This is a genomic window from Flintibacter sp. HCN-6482 (assembly GCF_037892565.1).
GTDB lineage: Bacteria > Bacillota > Clostridia > Oscillospirales > Oscillospiraceae > Lawsonibacter > Lawsonibacter aceti.
On sequence record NZ_JBBKBK010000001.1, the window covers coordinates 188,950 to 204,813 of the forward strand.

At 54.5% G+C, this 15,864-nt stretch carries 17 protein-coding genes; 7 read left to right on the top strand and 10 right to left on the bottom strand.

Annotation, left to right across the window (positions count from 1 at the left end; genetic code table 11):
* Window positions 1–85 precede the first annotated feature (85 nt).
* The 9 genes from WKS99_RS00905 to WKS99_RS00945 form a co-directional block, all read right to left on the bottom strand.
* Window positions 86–1,021, bottom strand: coding sequence for a LysR family transcriptional regulator (locus WKS99_RS00905; protein ID WP_147572059.1), 936 nt, complete (start codon window positions 1,019–1,021; stop codon window positions 86–88).
* 301 nt (window positions 1,022–1,322) lie between these two features.
* Window positions 1,323–1,496, bottom strand: coding sequence for a DUF4250 domain-containing protein (locus WKS99_RS00910; protein ID WP_186852028.1), 174 nt, complete (start codon window positions 1,494–1,496; stop codon window positions 1,323–1,325).
* Between the two features lie 11 nt (window positions 1,497–1,507).
* Window positions 1,508–1,846 carry a histidine triad nucleotide-binding protein gene (locus WKS99_RS00915; RefSeq protein WP_340405171.1) on the bottom strand — a complete coding sequence of 113 codons (339 nt, stop codon included), beginning with the start codon at window positions 1,844–1,846 and terminating at the stop codon, window positions 1,508–1,510.
* Between the two features lie 65 nt (window positions 1,847–1,911).
* Window positions 1,912–2,952 (bottom strand): hypothetical protein, encoded by a 1,041-nt coding sequence (locus WKS99_RS00920; RefSeq protein WP_340405172.1) that lies wholly within the window; start codon window positions 2,950–2,952, stop codon window positions 1,912–1,914.
* The gene (locus WKS99_RS00925) at window positions 2,939–3,442 is read right to left on the bottom strand and encodes an RNA polymerase sigma factor (protein WP_240287206.1); all 504 of its coding nucleotides are present in this window, start codon (window positions 3,440–3,442) and stop codon (window positions 2,939–2,941) included. Before WKS99_RS00925 ends, WKS99_RS00920 begins: the two co-directional genes overlap by 14 nt.
* Before the next feature lie 393 nt (window positions 3,443–3,835).
* Window positions 3,836–4,378, bottom strand: coding sequence for a hypothetical protein (locus WKS99_RS00930; protein ID WP_262670379.1), 543 nt, complete (start codon window positions 4,376–4,378; stop codon window positions 3,836–3,838).
* Window positions 4,379–4,381: 3 nt separating this feature from the next.
* Window positions 4,382–7,066 carry an alanine--tRNA ligase gene (alaS, locus tag WKS99_RS00935; protein ID WP_147572052.1) on the bottom strand — a complete coding sequence of 895 codons (2,685 nt, stop codon included), beginning with the start codon at window positions 7,064–7,066 and terminating at the stop codon, window positions 4,382–4,384.
* Window positions 7,067–7,089: 23 nt separating this feature from the next.
* Window positions 7,090–7,521, bottom strand: coding sequence for a DUF3887 domain-containing protein (locus WKS99_RS00940; protein ID WP_147572051.1), 432 nt, complete (start codon window positions 7,519–7,521; stop codon window positions 7,090–7,092).
* Window positions 7,521–8,306, bottom strand: a complete 786-nt coding sequence (locus tag WKS99_RS00945) for a PhzF family phenazine biosynthesis protein (protein ID WP_147572050.1) — start codon at window positions 8,304–8,306, stop codon at window positions 7,521–7,523. Before WKS99_RS00945 ends, WKS99_RS00940 begins: the two co-directional genes overlap by 1 nt.
* Window positions 8,307–8,773: 467 nt before the next feature.
* Here WKS99_RS00945 and WKS99_RS00950 point away from each other — a divergent pair, with 467 nt between their 5' ends.
* The 7 genes from WKS99_RS00950 (at window position 8,774) to WKS99_RS00980 (ending at window position 14,092) form a co-directional block, all read left to right on the top strand.
* A complete protein-coding gene (locus tag WKS99_RS00950) occupies window positions 8,774–9,649 on the top strand; it encodes a DUF4397 domain-containing protein (RefSeq protein ID WP_147572049.1) in 876 nt (291 codons plus the stop codon).
* Between the two features lie 71 nt (window positions 9,650–9,720).
* A complete protein-coding gene (locus WKS99_RS00955; RefSeq protein ID WP_147572048.1) occupies window positions 9,721–10,836 on the top strand; it encodes a M20/M25/M40 family metallo-hydrolase in 1,116 nt (371 codons plus the stop codon).
* A gap of 415 nt (window positions 10,837–11,251) precedes the next feature.
* Window positions 11,252–11,590 (top strand): helix-turn-helix domain-containing protein, encoded by a 339-nt coding sequence (locus WKS99_RS00960; RefSeq protein WP_240287195.1) that lies wholly within the window; start codon window positions 11,252–11,254, stop codon window positions 11,588–11,590.
* 22 nt (window positions 11,591–11,612) lie between these two features.
* Window positions 11,613–12,149: an RNA polymerase sigma factor gene (locus tag WKS99_RS00965; protein ID WP_240287192.1), complete on the top strand. Its 537-nt coding sequence runs from the start codon at window positions 11,613–11,615 to the stop codon at window positions 12,147–12,149.
* Between the two features lie 79 nt (window positions 12,150–12,228).
* Window positions 12,229–13,086 (top strand): DUF4367 domain-containing protein, encoded by an 858-nt coding sequence (locus WKS99_RS00970; RefSeq protein WP_340405173.1) that lies wholly within the window; start codon window positions 12,229–12,231, stop codon window positions 13,084–13,086.
* A gap of 14 nt (window positions 13,087–13,100) precedes the next feature.
* Window positions 13,101–13,529 carry a hypothetical protein gene (locus WKS99_RS00975; RefSeq protein WP_340405174.1) on the top strand — a complete coding sequence of 143 codons (429 nt, stop codon included), beginning with the start codon at window positions 13,101–13,103 and terminating at the stop codon, window positions 13,527–13,529.
* Between the two features lie 146 nt (window positions 13,530–13,675).
* Entirely contained in the window at window positions 13,676–14,092 is a 417-nt protein-coding gene (locus tag WKS99_RS00980; protein WP_340405175.1) for a sporulation initiation factor Spo0A C-terminal domain-containing protein, read from the top strand.
* A 569-nt stretch (window positions 14,093–14,661) separates the two neighbouring features.
* Here the strand turns inward: WKS99_RS00980 and WKS99_RS00985 are convergent.
* Window positions 14,662–15,858: a Zn-dependent hydrolase gene (locus WKS99_RS00985; RefSeq protein WP_262670448.1), complete on the bottom strand. Its 1,197-nt coding sequence runs from the start codon at window positions 15,856–15,858 to the stop codon at window positions 14,662–14,664.
* Window positions 15,859–15,864: the final 6 nt, after the last annotated feature.

Consider the following 15,864-nt stretch of genomic DNA (forward strand, 5'->3'; position numbering starts at 1 on the left):
GTTTAGCATAGGCCTCCTCCCTCGTCAAGGGGGGCGGTGTGGTTTCTCTCCGTCCCTTTTGCTGAAAATCAGGCCCGATATTTGTTCAAAGGTTGGCGGGACGGTCAAAGCGGCTGTAATACTCCTTGATCAGGTCGATAAACGTTCTGGCCGCCGGTGACAGGAATCCATTTTTCTTGTAGACCACCGCCATGGGGCAGGTCAGTGGCGGCTCTCCGATGGTAAAGCAGGCCAGCCGGTCCAGATATGGGGTGCGAGAGATGCCGCTCTCCTGTAAAAAGGCGAAGCCCATGTTTTCCGCCACCAGATTGATGGCTGTGGTGTTGTTGGTGGTCACCAAAATATTCTGGGGCTCCACGTTATGGACGGAGAAGGTATTGTGGAGCAGCTTGGACAGCCGCCAGTCCGGGGGCAGCATCACGATACGCTCCCGCTCCAGCTGCCGCAGGTCGGGGAAGGGTATGGGGTCGTCGTAGGTACTGGTGAGCCCCCGGACCAGGGGGTGGTCCCGGTGGGCCAAAAGGAAGATATGCTCCCGCATGACCAGTTCATAGGTCAGCTCCGTCAGATCCCCAGGGATGTGCATGATGCAGAAGTCCGTGACACTGCCCGCTGCCAGATCCCCCAGTTCGGGCACCGGCGCCTCATGGAGGACCACCTGGACGTCGGAGTATTGCTTGGTGAACAGGGGCAGCACATCGGGCAGAAGGGTGGAGCCGCGCCAAGGGGATACGCCGATGTGGAGGACAGGCCGCTTCTCGTTCTGCAGATCCCGCAGGTCGCTGACCAGCTGCCGGTCCAAATAACTCTGGCGCTCCAGATAGGCATGGAACACCTCCCCTGCCGGCGTCAGCTTCAGGGGCGAGTGGGAACGGTCCAGCAACACGGCCCCCAGATTGGACTCCAGCTTGGCCAGATACTGGCTGAGATAGGGTTGGGAGAGATAGAGCCGCTCCGCCGCTTTGGAGATGCTCCGCTCCTTGACGATGGCCATAAAATATTCCGGATTCTTGACGAACATAAACAGCACACCCCATAACTAAAAAGCTATGAGGATTATATCACAGTTCACCCAGTATGGAAAGGGGTATCTTCCTTTTTCTGATACAGAAAGAAAAACCGGAGCCGTGGAATGATCCACGGCCCCGGTCTGCCCGGCGGTATTGCCTGCCCCGCCCAAGCGTCTGGTGGTCAGAGCGCGCCCTCAGTCAGGAAAAGTGAAAGTAGGGAGGTGTAAGGAGGATGAGAGTTAGCTCTCTCTAACCACGTATAGGTTAGCACATCCTAACTCTCTTGTCAACCCTTTTTTCCGACCTCCTCTATCAAAGGAATTGGTTGCGCTCTCTATGGTAGGTGTAGCCTATGGCAGCCAGCTTATCCTCCACCCCGCTCTGCTCTACATCCAGCTGCGCGCACAGCTCCTCCAGGGTGCAGCCGTCATCCCTAAGCCGGGTATTCAGGAAGCTGAGGAGGATGGCGGGATCATTCGGTACCATCCCCTTCTTCCTCAGCCTGGAGGCCAGGTCATATCCCGGCCAGACAGAACATGGAAATGGAGATGGGGGACAGACTGGCCCGCCTGCTCCCCAATATTGGACACCACACGGTAGCTGTCCAGGCCCAGCTCCTTGGTCACTTTGGAGATGACTGCGAAAATATGGGCCACTACGGCGGCGTTGTCCTCTGTCACCTCGGCCACAGATCCGATATGGGCCTTGGGGATAACCAAAAAGTGGGTGGGCGCCTGGGGATCGATGTCATGGAAGGCAAAGCATACCTCGTCCTCGTAGACTTTGTTGGACGGGATCTGCCCCTCCGCGATCTTACAAAACAGACAGTCAGACATTGGGAAACCTCCTTTGTTTGTTAGTAAGACCATTGTACCCCCTTTTGCCAGAATTGCCAAGGTTTTTATTCCTCCACCGGGAGCAGCCCTCCCAGAGAGAAGGTCTGGCCTAAGATGGTAAGGGATGTCACCTCATCCGGGTCCACAATCTGATTCAGTTGGAACACAAATTCTCCCATCCCAGTATCTGGATTATAGCTCTGGCTCACTGCGCGGCCCACAGATGCGGTTTGGCCGTCCAACAGATTCAGAACGGTAGTACTTTGTATTTCGGAAAACGCCGCTGGCCCCCACATACGGAAATCGTTTTCCTCTCCTTGAATCATAAAGGCAACACTGATGGGCGAAACATACAGCGACTGCAGGACCATATTGTCTTCTCCCACCTGAATGGGAAGCCCGGCCTCATATTGTCGTCCGCTGTCCTGGTCAGGCAGTTTCACACAAAAGTCATGCCGCTCCTGAGAAAAGTCAGCCAAGTTCTCAAAGGTGGTCTTTTCAACCAAGCGCAACGGAGTAATCGTAAATTCCCCACCCAGAAATGTCTGAGCATCTGCCTGAAGATAGGTGGTCGGTCCCCGATACCACAAAATCGAGATGTGATGGTCACCCGGATCATCATCTGGTAAAACAATGGAGCCGGACACCCAGCCGCCCACGCCATTCTCTTCCGACTCAGGCTCAATATCGGAAGTTGCCAGAATAGAATAATCCTCTCCCCATAAGGCAGTCTCCTCTGGGGCGATCACGTCCAGTAGGACCGCCAAGGTATACCGGTCCACCAGCATTTGTTCCACTTCAACCGTCCATCCATTTTCATAGGTGTGTCTTTGATCCACCTGCACCACACCGTCTTTGATCAGCCTTGCCTCCTGCTCCCCTGCCCCAAACAGCGCCGCAAATTTCTGATCCAACCCCGTAGCCACTGTAAAGGCACAGGCCAGCAGGAGCACGGCAGCGGCCACCAGTACAGCGGGCATCTTCTTCATTCGACTCACAGGTTTGACCTCCTTCTGCCCTGTCAGGAGGCGGTCCAGCATAACCCGTTCCTGCTCTTGAGTGGGTTTTATCTGGTCAAACACCCGCTTGAGCTTATCCTCGTCCATACTCTTCCACCTCCAAAATTTCTTTCAGTTTCCATCTCGCCTGAACCAGCCAGGTACGAATGGTGGATGGGTTCTTCCCCAAGATCTCCGCTGTTTCCAGCGCGGTGTAACCCTGGTAGTAGTGGAGATACAGCACCATCCGGTATTTCTCCGGTAGGGTAAGGATCAGATCCCACAGCTCCCCGTCCGACGGCTGCTCCCAGGTCAGGTTCTGAAGTATCTCTTCTCCCGCCCTCTTTGTCCTCCACCAGTGCTTGAGCTGGTTTTTGCACTCGTTCCGGGCGGTAACGATAAGCCAGGCCTTTTCATGCTCCGGATCACGGAAGAGGCCCTCATGCTCCATCGCTTTTCGAAAGACCGTCTGGGTGGCGTCCTCTGCGTCGGGTACATTTTTCATCAGCATCAGACAGATCTGATAGACCATGGTCACATATCGGCGGTAGAGGGCGGCCATCTTCTCCCCGCTCTGGCTATGTTCCAAACAAGACACCTCCCTTTTTGTCTCTCTGCTTATCACACAATCTGGCTGGGGAAAATGTTGAGAATCTCCCAAAAAATTTTAAGGGACGGCCCAAGGGCCGTCCCTTTTGAAGATGGGGTCCGTTTACCGTTTTTGCTTCAAGTACACAGGGCCTCCCCGTCCCAGCCGCGGTTTTCATCTATTCCACTCAGAGCCGGGGCGCCGCCTTTTCCAGCCTACTAAAAAAACAGTCAAAATTAGATTTAAATCAAAGTGAAAGATAAAAGAGCCGTGCGGCAACGGTCCAGTTAACCGTGCCGCACGGTATCTGTTAGCATAAAAAGTCAAAATCAGGAAGGCAGATAGAACTTCGATGCTGGAAGATCTTGTCCCTGCAAAGCCCGTTTCCTTATCCCTGTCCTGTCACTCTGGATACTCCAGTCCCAGCACATCATAGTATTCGTTGGAAAATTTCATAATCGTGGGATCAAAGGCGGCCTGAAGGGCCTTGACCTGCTGATACGGAGCAGCGGGAGCCAGGTCAAAGGCCCTTGCTATCCTCTCCAGGGCTGTCTGTTTCCCAGCAAAAAATGTCTCACACCCAGGCCAGACAGCCCTCTTGTCCTCCTCCAACAGTTCCCGGAACCGTTCTTCCGTCAGCCACCAGATCTGGGAGAGGGGGTTGGCATCCCGGCAGTAGAGGACAAAGGACAAAAATTCCCGAAAATCTGTCGCTACTGGCAGGACATAGGTCCCCGGCTCCCCCATAGCGGGGTCCACGCAAAACACCCGCTCATCCCCGGGCAGAAGGACAAAATGGATACCGTCGCAGCCCAGCCTCCCTACCGGCTCGGCATTCATCGGAGTACAGAAATAAGGCTCCAAGGAAAGTCCAGGCTCCATCAAGCCAATACTTTCAAAGTCAATATCCAGAGCGCAAAAGCGCTTGAGATCCTCGCGGGTCATGGCTCACAGCCCCAGCTTCATGGATACCACGTTATCCACCATAGCGAGGGCGTTGTCCACCATCAGCGGGTCTTTGCCGCCGCCCATTGCGGAGTCAGGCTTGCCGCCGCCGGAGCCGCCGGCGATGGCGGACACCTGCTTGACGATCTCTCCGGCCTTGACTCCCTTCTGGACGGCCTCCTTGCCACAGGCGGCCAAGAAGGTAATCTTCTCCCCATTGATGGCGGCCAGGACGGCCACAACGTTGGGCTCCTTGTCCTTCAAAAAGTCCCCCATTTTGCGCAGACGGTCGGCATCCGCGTCCGGCACCGTGGCGGTAAGCACCTTCAGGCCCCCTACCTCATGGGCAGCGAAAAGGAATCGCTCGGCCTCGCTGACCGCTTCACGGGCCTTGAACTTCTCCACTGCCTGGTGGAGCTGGCGGATCTCGCCCATGGCAGCCTCCGCCTTCTCCCGCAACTCACCGGGTTTAGCCTTCAGGGCTGCAGCAGCCTGGAAGAGCAGCTCCTGATTGCGGTTCATTACCTCTAAAGAAGCCATACCGGTAGTAGCCTCGATGCGGCGGACGCCGGAGGCCACAGAGAACTCGCTGGAGATGTGGAACACCCCCACCTTGGCGGTGTTATCCAGGTGAGTACCGCCGCAGAACTCCACGGAGTAGCCTTGACCCATGTCCACGACTCGGACCACGTCACCATATTTCTCTCCAAAGAGGGCGATAGCCCCCTTCTGCTTGGCCTGTTCAATGGGCAGCTCTTCGGTCACAATGTCATAGCCGGCCAGCACAGCCTCATTCACCATGGCGCTGACCTTGGCCAACTCCTCTGCCGTCATGGCGGAGAAGTGGGTGAAGTCAAAACGCAGCCGGTCGGCCTCCACTAGAGAGCCTGCCTGGTGGACGTGATCGCCCAGAACAGCGCGCAGGGCCTTATCCAGCAAGTGGGTGGCGGAGTGGGCCCGCATGACGGCCCGACGGCGGTCCAGATCGATCTGGGCCCGAACCGTGTCGCCCACCTTCAGGGTTCCCTCCATCAGCCGGCCATAGTGCATATACTTGCCGCCCTTGTTCTTCTGCACGTCATGGACCTCAAACAACATCCCACGCCCACTCTCACAGGCGATCACTCCATGGTCGGCCACCTGGCCGCCCATCTCGGCGTAGAAGGGCGTTTTGTCCAGCACCACAATGGCCTCGCCGCCGCCGATGATCTCATCCCGCTGCTGGCCCTCGGCCACAATGGCCACCACCTTGGCATCCAGCACGGTATCACACCCGTAGCCCACAAACTGGGTCTCTGGCACATCCTTACCAAATTCCACGCCGGCCCAGCCCAAATCGCCCAGAGCCTCCCGGGCCTTCCGGGCCCGCTGGCGCTGCTCCTCCATGAGCTGGTGGAAGGCGTCCTGGTCCAAGGTCATGCCCTGCTCCTCCACCATCTCCAGCGTCAGGTCGATAGGGAAGCCGTAGGTATCATATAACTTGAAAGCGTCGGCGCCGGAAAAGGTCTTTTCCCGCTTCTCCTGGTGCCCCTTGAGCATCTCGTTAAAAATCTTCAGGCCGCCGTCGATGGTCTTGGCGAAGTTCTCCTCCTCCACCCGGATGACCTTTGTGATATAGTCCTGCCGCTCCCGCAGTTCGGGGTAATGGCCCTCGTTCTCGTGGATGACGGTGTCGCACACCTTGTAAAGGAAGGGCTCGTTGACACCCAGCAGCTTGCCGTGGCGGGCAGCCCGGCGGAGCAGGCGGCGCAGGACATAGCCCCGACCCTCGTTGGAGGGAAGCACGCCGTCACAGATCATGAAGGTAGCGGAGCGGATGTGGTCGGTGATGACCCGCAGGGAGACATCCTTGGCAGGGGTCTCGCCATAGTGGGCGCCGGTGATTTCGGATACCTTGTGGGTGATGTTCATGACGGTGTCCACATCGAAGAGGGAGGGCACTTTCTGGCAGACGCAGGCCAGCCGCTCCAGGCCCATGCCGGTATCGATGTTTTTTTGCTTCAGCTCAGTATAGTGACCCTCACCGTCGTTGTCAAACTGGGAAAAGACGATATTCCAAACCTCAATATAGCGGTCACAGTCACAGCCCACAGTGCAGCCGGGCTTGCCACAGCCCCACTCTGGGCCCCGATCGTAGTAGATCTCCGAGCAGGGACCACAGGGGCCGGAGCCATGCTCCCAGAAGTTGTCCGCTTTGCCGAATTTGAAGATGCGGTCGGCGGGAATGCCGATCTCTTCGTTCCAGATACGGAATGCCTCGTCATCGGCGGGGGTGGTCTCGTTCCCCTCAAAGACAGAGGGGTACAGCCGGTCCGGGTCCAGGCCCACCCACTCCGGGCTGGTCAAAAACTCCCAGCCCCAGTGGATGGCGTCCTTTTTGAAGTAGTCCCCAAAGGAGAAATTGCCCAGCATCTCAAAGTAGGTGCCGTGGCGGGCAGTTTTGCCGATATTCTCAATGTCTCCGGTGCGGATGCACTTCTGGCAGGTGCAGACACGATGGCGAGGGGGCTCCTGCTCCCCAGTGAACCAGGGCTTCATGGGGGCCATGCCGCTGTTAATCAGCAGCAGGGACGCATCATTCTGAGGGATCAGGGAAAAGCTGGGCAGACGCAGATGGCCCTTGCTCTCAAAAAAGGACAGGAACATCTCGCGCAGCTCGTTCAGTCCGAAAGGCTTTGGATCATGCATAGGAATTACCTCCGTATATCATCTTATTTCTTTTTCACTTCCGCATATATGCCGATCAAGTTCAGATCGGTGTCAAAGGAGAGCTGATAGGCGATGTTTTTCTCCTCATGCTCACAGTAGATCACCGCCACCGCATAGTCCTCTCCATAGTCTTTGTTCTTTCCGCCCACCGCCATCCGCTTTATGGTTTCCACATAGGGTCCGGCTTCCGAAACCTTGTCCATCTCGGACTGGATTGTATCCGCGGTGACGCCCAGCTCCTCGGCTATGTCCGGCCGGAAGGCGTCAACCACTCCTTGATAGTCCCGTGCGACCAGCATCTCCACAATCTCCTGGCCCGCCTGTCCCACCGCTTCCTCCTCCATGCCGCTGGGCAGGGGGCGGGTGCCGCAGCCGGCCAGCAGCAGGACGGCTAGCAGCGCCGCGGCCAGCAGGCCTGTCGTTCTTCTTTTCATCAGCAGTCCTCCAACATCAGTTCACACCTGGCATAGAGAGCTGCCCGGCCGGCCAGGATAACCCGGTCCCCCTCCAAGCGGCAGTAGAGGGTTCCGCCTCGCGGAGACGCCTGGCGGGCGGTAAACTCCCTCCGTCCCGTCCGGGCAGCCCAGTAGGGGATGATGTGGCAGTGGCCAGAGCCGCACACCGGGTCCTCTGGCACCCCCATTTTGGGGGCGAAGGACCGTGACACACAGTCAAACTCCCCGCTCCCCGGAGCGGTAACCTGCATCAGAGCCCCCTTCAGCTCCTTCAGCTTCTCCTGGTCTGGCTCAAGGCGGATGACGGTCTCCGGGTCCTCAAAGACACACAACAGGTCACGGGCCCTCCAGACCTCGCTGGGTCTGGCCCCCAACGCCTCGGTGATCTGGTCGGTCACCTCCAGGCGCTTGAGCTGATAGGCCGGGAAATCCATCTCCAGCAGCTCGCCCCGCTTTCTTACCGTCAGCCGCCCGCTGAGGGTGTCAAAGAGGACGACATCCAGACCCGGAGAGATAAATTCCGTGATCACGAAGGCCGCAGCCAGAGTGGCGTGGCCGCACAGGTCAATTTCCCCGCTGGGGGTAAACCAGCGCAGCCGGTATCCCTCCCCTTCCGGGACGGCAAAGGCAGTTTCAGAGAGATTGTTTTCCCGGGTAATCCGCATCATCCGGTCCTCTTCCGGCCAGCGGTCCAGCACACATACTGCTGCCGGATTGCCCTCAAAAACCCGATCCGCAAAGGCATCTACAATATATTGCCGCATTTTATACCCCTTTCGAAATAAAAAACGCCCCTGACAGCAGTCAGGGGCGGAAAGCATCCTTCCACGGTACCACCCTGATTATCCGGCGCGGCACGTCAGCCGGACATCTCAGTCATCCGCTCACGGGGATGGGCCGTCCCGCTCCTCACGGGCTGCTCAGAAGTGGCTCGTACAGCTTTCAGCCGAGGGCTTTCACTGTCCCCTCTCGCTAAAGACACCCCGCTGTACTTGGCTTCATCAACACATTTCCGGGACTATTCTACCATGTTTTTTCCCATTGTCAAGGTGTTTGGCCTACTTTTTCATCTGTCCTTCCCCTTTTTCTACCTCCTTTCCTCCCGCGTTCTCTGAACAGGCTTCCTCCATCTGGCATAGCATGGGGTGCCCCCTGCTTACGTTTGGGGCTGTCCAGACAAAATAACTCAGAAAGGAGAAAGGCCAGGCTCTCCCTGACCTGCCTTATCCATATGGAACGAATTAACGACAACACCCCGGTGATCCCTTTGCCCAATCCGGGTGAGGGTGGACCAGTCTATGATGGTAATTCTGGAAATACCCCGGTCATTCCTCTGCCCAATCCGGGAGAAGGTGGACCGGTCTATGATGGCAGCACCGGGAATATCCCGGTCATTCCCCTCCCAAATCCGGGAGAAGGCGGGCCAGTCAACGGCGGCTCCTCCGTCCGCCCCCCTATCTGGCTCCCATTATCCAGAGTCCGTTTTCTCAATGCCGCCTTCGGCTACACCCCTATCCGCATCCAGATCAACCGCGTCCGGGTGGTCACCCGGTTGGGTTACGCCTCGGTATCCTCCTATGTCCAAGCCCCTGGTGGCTATCAGACTATCACTGTATCCGGTCTCGACGGCTACACCTATCTCCGCAAGACCATGCCGCTTCCCCCAGGCAGTCTGTCCACCATCGCTGTCATCAATACCCCTAGTGGGCTGGACCTGCTCCAGATCTCTGACCAATGCTGCCTTCAGGGCAACTGCGCTTCCAATTTCCGGGTAAGCAATCTGGCTCTGAACAGCCCCCCGATTGATGTGCTGTTGAAGGACGGCCGGGTGGTCTATGCTGATGTCCGTTTCAAGGAGACCACCATTTTCAAGCGCGTCCGGCCAGGGACTTATCAGTTCCTTTTTGCCGAGACTGACCGTTCCCCCATGCCCTCCTGGATGGACATTGAGACTCTAGACAGTGCCTTTCTGGGTACTCCCGACCTGCCCGACACCATCGTTTCCCTGAACCTGGAGGTGGAGAAAAATACCAACTATACCGTGTTCCTGTTGAGCAGCGGCACTGGGGAGCGGGATATCCAGACTATGGTAGTCACCGACCGCTAGTGCCGTCCCGCAGTTGATTTTACTCCCCCTCCGTGTTAAAATGGCCGCACTATCATAAGGAGGCCAGCTATATGATCAACAGGGACCGTCTTTTGGATACCTTTTTGGACTATGTACGCATCGACAGCGAGAGCACTCATGAGGGCGCTATTGCCGCCCGCGTGGCAGAGGACCTTCAGGCCATCGGCTGTCAAGTGGATCTGGATGATACCCAGGCCCAGACCGGAAGCGACACCGGCAATCTGTACTGCACCCTGCCTGGGACCGCTCCCGGTCAGCCCATCCTTCTGTCCGCCCACCTGGACACAGTAATTCCTGGCACGGGAGTGGAGCCGGTGCTGGAGAACGGGGTGATCCGCTCCAAAGGAGACACAGTGCTGGGCAGCGACGACAAGGCGGGCGTGGCCGCTATCGTAGAGGCCCTGCGCTCCCTGGTAGAACAGCGGCTCCCCCACCCTCCAGTCCAGGCGGTCTTTACCGTGTGTGAGGAGATCGGCCTGCGTGGCTCTCGCCATCTGGATGATAGCCGCATCCTGGCCAAACAAGCGGTGGTACTGGATAGCGATGGGGACGCCGGACGTATCATTACCAGTGCCCCCGGCCAGTACCAGATCACCGCGCGGATCACCGGCCGCCGCGCCCATGCGGGCGTCGCCCCGGAGGAAGGGATCAGTGCCATTCAGGTGGCGGCGGAGGCCATCTCCCAAATGCGTCTGCTGCGGGTGGACCAGGAGACCACGGCTAACATCGGCTCTGTTTCTTCCCAGTATGCCACCAACATCGTCCCAGAGGTGCTGGACCTGGCGGCGGAGGCCCGCAGCCGTGACGCGGAAAAGTTGGAACGGCAGGCGGAGCACATGGCTCAGTGTCTCCGTCATGCCTGTGAAAAATACGGGGCGGCGTTGGATCTTCAGATGAGCAAGGCCTACTCCCCCTTCTCCATCCCCAGCGAGGACTCCTTCCTCCGGGCAGTGATGGCCGCCTGTGAGCGGGTGGGGTTAACTCCCTCCCTGTCCGCCACCGGAGGCGGCAGCGATGCCAACAATATGAACGCCCACGGTATCAAAGCTCTGGTACTGGGGGTAGGGATGTCTAAGGTCCACACTACTCAGGAGGAAATCAGCGTCCAAAACCTGGTAGATACCGCTTCCCTGGTACTCTCCCTCATCACAGATGAAGCGCCTTAAAAACTGTCGATTTTTGGCGGTTCCATCCCAATGTTCACAAAAAATTCACAGCAAAGTCACGGTTTTGCCTTAATTGTATTGTATGATGAGGCCGTGATCAGATAAGAGATCAAGTTACTCCCATTTCTCCCTCTCCTTACACAACACACAGCAAGAAGCCCCGGCCTAAAGGCCGGGGCTTCTTGTATGTACGGCACATTTCTACCAGGTCTGGTGGCCCAGGGCAGCGCCTCTTTCCCAGTTGAGCGGCGGCATTTCTCAACCATCCTCCTATTGTGCTCCATGTTCCAAATGTGGTTTCCCAAGAAGATGAAATTCTCTTGCATTTCCTGAAATGGTAAAATATTATATACCTATTGGTGCTTTTACTTCCTTTCATTTGGGAAATATAATTTTACCGAATGGAGGAATCAGTATGGATGATGCCACCTTAGCTGTAGTGATCGGAGATAATATCCGGAAATACCGGGAGAGAGCTAACCTGACACAGGGTCAGTTGGCAGAACAGGCCGGGGTCGGGACTGCGTTTATCTCCCGGGTCGAACGCGGCGAAAAGATGATGAAATTAAAAACTCTGTACGCCATCGCGGACGCGCTCCAGGTTGGGTTTGACGCCCTGGTGTACCAGGAGCACCACAACGTTTCTTCTCAAAACATCATAAAGATGCTTTCTAATAAATCCCCCGAATTTATCAGTGGAGTAGAGCAGCTGGTGCGGGTATGTATCGATCAGTTTGACAAAGAGGATCTATAAACAGGGATGGGAGTGCACGCGCATGGGCCACAGAGACGCATCAAGTCAAGAAGCGTTTTTCAACTGCCTATACGAGGAACGGTTTAGCAAGATGAAGCGATACGCCCTGATCCTCCTGTCAAATCCAGAACTGGCGGAAGAAGTTGTGCAGGATGCCTTCTTGGAGCTGTATCTGCACATCGATGAGGTGATGGCCCATGAAAAGCCGGAGTTCTGGCTGCAAAAGGCAGTAAAATATAAATCGCTCCATAAATTGAGGGAGAGGGCCAGGGATCTGAAGCAATATGTGTCCCTGGATTCGGACGCGATTCCGCCCATTTCCGCTCCAGACGAGTTTGAAAAGATAGAGGAAGATCCAGACAGTCTGGAGAAACTCAATCGAAAAATCTCGGAGGCGCTGCCGGCAAAAGATTTACATATATTCAAGCGGGTAGCGTTAGACGGCGTTCCATATAAGAAAATATCTGAGGAAAGCGGCTTAACCATTGGCGTCTGTCAAAAACGGGTTCAACGGACCAGGCAGAAATTAAAGAAACGCCTGCTGGAGCAGCGGGACTAAAAATTTTTGAAAATTTTTTGGAAATTCCTGTCCGTTTTTCCATTTTCCTGGAATTATATTTTGGAAGGGGGTTCAGAGCATGGCAAATAAGAAGTATGCCAAACTGGACCAGTTGACCACCGCAGAGCTTGAATCCATTTTGCGGGCAGACCTCTCTGACGTTGAGAGCGATCCCGAGCTGATAGACCATGTGCTGGAGGTGATTTTAGAGAGAGAACAAGAAGAAAGTGACAGCAGCTCCTCCGACCGGGCGAGAGCCAGGGCGGATTTTGAGAAGCTATATAAAGGTTTGAACGAGCCTCTTTACCCTATCCCAGAGCGGACAACTGGTCCCGGCCACGAGCTCCCCTTCCACATCAAGAGCCGTCGTCGGAAGGTCCGTCGTACTTTACTCGCTGCCGCCGTGGTGGCTGTGCTGGTCGCGCTGACCTGCATCCCTGTATTGGGAGATGCCAACCTGTTCCAACTGGTCGCCCATTGGACCACCGAGCAGTTTTCGTTCCGGGTCATGGAGGACGGATCATCCTCCGTGGCATCCGCGGACCCAGATCCAGTACCGGAGGAATTTGCCGTGTTCCAGGAACTGGTCGGAGAAAAGGGTTTAACACCTGTCATCCCTGTAATTCCGGATGGGTTTGTGGCGACAGAGTCACAACTTTTTACATCTACGGTCACCCAGTCATCAAAGCTTATCATTCTATACGAAAAAGGTAACAACTTTATTGTGTTTGAAATTATAGAAATGAATGGGAAACCAAAATCTAATTACGAAAAGGATACAGAATTAGTTAACACCCTTATATATAATGGCATCAAATATTATTTCTTTCAGAATAATTCTAGTAATTCAGTTGCCTGGAATCTAGATGGCTTAGAGTATTGTATTTCTACTAACCAGCCGACCTCCACTCTTGAAAAAATCATAGCTTCAATTTAGAAGGAGTGGTATTTTTGGCACGCAAGTACTTTCGTATCATGGTTACTACAATCTGCTGCTTGAGCGTCCTATACACCTCGATTTTTGCAATTGACTTTTCAAACAGTAGAGCTAGCGACCAAATCATTTCTTACTATATCGAGGTTTCTACTGATCCAGGAAGAATCAATGTTGAATTTTCTGTAACTGGAAAAGGCAGAGTTGATAAAATCGGATGTGAGAGCATCTATGTCTATGCCAATCAAAATTCCAAATGGAGGCTCGTGGAGGCCTGGGTGGAAGACGACGAGGGAATGAGTAATAGCAATACAGTAGGCCATTCAAATGTGATTTTTTGCAATGGCACTGCTGGTGTCGAATATAAAGTTGTCGCCACCATCTTTTCTGAAAACAGCCTCGGCCGGGATACAAGATCGGAAACCACTTACGTGACAGGGGAATAAAGGCCATCTCATAAAAGACCAGGGCGGGTTCTATCCGTCCTGGTCTTTTCTTGTGCAGCCACAGGGTCGGGGTCCCTTTCTCCCGCCCATCTGGCCCCGGCCTCCCTTGATTTTCCCCTTGCAATACTTTTGAAAGGAAGATGAGTATGAAGATTTATTTTTTGGTCCCTGAGGACGAGCTGCCTCAGGATCAATTCGACAGAAAAGCTCTGGATATAGAGGCGCTCTTGAGACGGTTAGGTGTTACCAGAAAGTTGACCGGCTTTCAGTATGTGTGCTACATGGTGAACCAAGTCGTAGAGGACCCCAGCCGGCTCAGTTTGATCACAAAGCGTCTGTATCCAGAAACCGCCCGCCACTTCCATACCACCCGTGATAGCATCGAGTTGGCCACACGCAACGTAATTCGGGCCGTATGGGGTCAGGCGGATCACCGTCTATTGGATCACATTGCGGGAATCCATCTGGAAAAGCGGCCCAGCAACTGTGAATTTATCGATATTTTATCCAGCTTTTTAAGCCGCCCCCAAGAAGATAAGGAGATTTCATCTGAGGGCAAGTAAGGATTAAAAAGCGGTATAGGATCACACGGGTACGACTGCATCGCCCACAGGTGTTTTCAGGCTCTACGGTTCTTATAAAAATAGCCACCCCAATAAGGTGTGGCTATTTTTATAAGGTATCGCAACGGCCACTTCGGGTTTCCATCTCCATGCTCAGTACCAAATTCAAGCCCGGCACAGTGGTCTCATTCATTAAAACACCAAGAGTAAGCGGCCAACGGGAAAAAATCGAAGTCAAAACACACCGGTTCCAATTTTTCGATTTAAGTGAATCCATGCTTATACCTTTTCTGTTTAAAAATCTTGATTGAACCTGTTTGAATGAACATCAACAGCAGTTCGAAGTTTGAAGAACAGCACGCCTTACACTAAATTTTGTTTTTTGTACTCAGCTAATGTCATAGGCTGGTCTATATCAGGAAGCCTGGATTCCGTACTACAAAAAGGCTCCTACTCGATTGAAACAATGTCAAATAATTTACTTAAATTTGGTTACATCTTTAAAAACGAAGAGAAGCGGGCGGGATGCATTGCATTCCGTCCGCTTCTCTTCGTTTGAGGGGCCGCAATTATTTGCGGTCCGTCTTATCCAGAGTAAGCACAGTTTTGAAGAGGACCTCGGCACCCAAGTCGACGTGATGGGGCTCAGTCCATTCCTTACCGTGATGGCTAATGCCATTAACACTAGGGACAAAAATCATTCCAATAGGCACGCCCTCGTGAGCCATTGGATTGGCGTCATGTCCAGCTCCGCTAGGCATAATCATATGGCTGATGTTCAGCTCAGAGCAAACTTGATCAATGATTCGGACCAGCTTAGGATCGCAAGGAGTGGAGTACTTAGCCACAGTGTTCTTGAAGGTAAAGGTGCAGTTCGGTATCTCCTTGGCCGCGGCTTGAATGTCGGCGAAGAACTGGTCGGTAACAGATTTATCCATATGTCGCATCTCAAAGGTAGCCACTACCTCATTTGGGATGACATTCTCCTGACCAGGAGCCACAGACATCTTGCCTACGGTAAAGACCAGGGTATCATCTAACTCCCGGGCGCGAGCATCCGCTGCCACAATCAGTTTGGACATACCCACCAGGGCATCCTTGCGATTGGGCATCATGGTGGTCCCCGCATGGTTGCTCACACCGTTAGCCGTAACTTGGTAGCGGATAACGCTGACAATGCCGTTGACCACGCCAACGTCTATATCAGCGCTGTCCAGTTTGTCGCCCTGCTCAATGTGATACTCGAGATAGCAGTCATATTTGCTGATGTCCTTTTTGGCAGCGCGGACGTCGTCCGGAGTACGGTCAAAAGTGGCGAGCTTTTCGGCATAGCCAGGCTGATCCGGATCCAACATCCCGGTAATAGCGCGGCTGCCAAAGGTACCACCCAGGATACTTGACTCTTCCATGTTGAAGCCCCAAATCTCCAGAGTATGGTCCAGGATAATATCCTGTTCCTTTAAGCGATAGACACACTCTACTGCGCCAGCGACGCCCAGCATTCCGTCGAACACGCCGCCTTTGATGACAGTATCTAGGTGTGAGCCCAAGACGATAGACTTTAGGGATGGATCCTTACCAGGCAGAATACCATGGAGGTTGCCCACTGGATCCACCTCAGTTTTCATGCCAAGGGACTCCATATGCTTCTTGATAAGCTCCAGGGCCTGGAAATAATCTTCGGAGAAACCTAGGCGGGTAATGGAACCGTCCTCATTGCGACCAATCCCACCAGCCTCCATAAGTATGTTGTTGAGTCGGCCCATTACAAG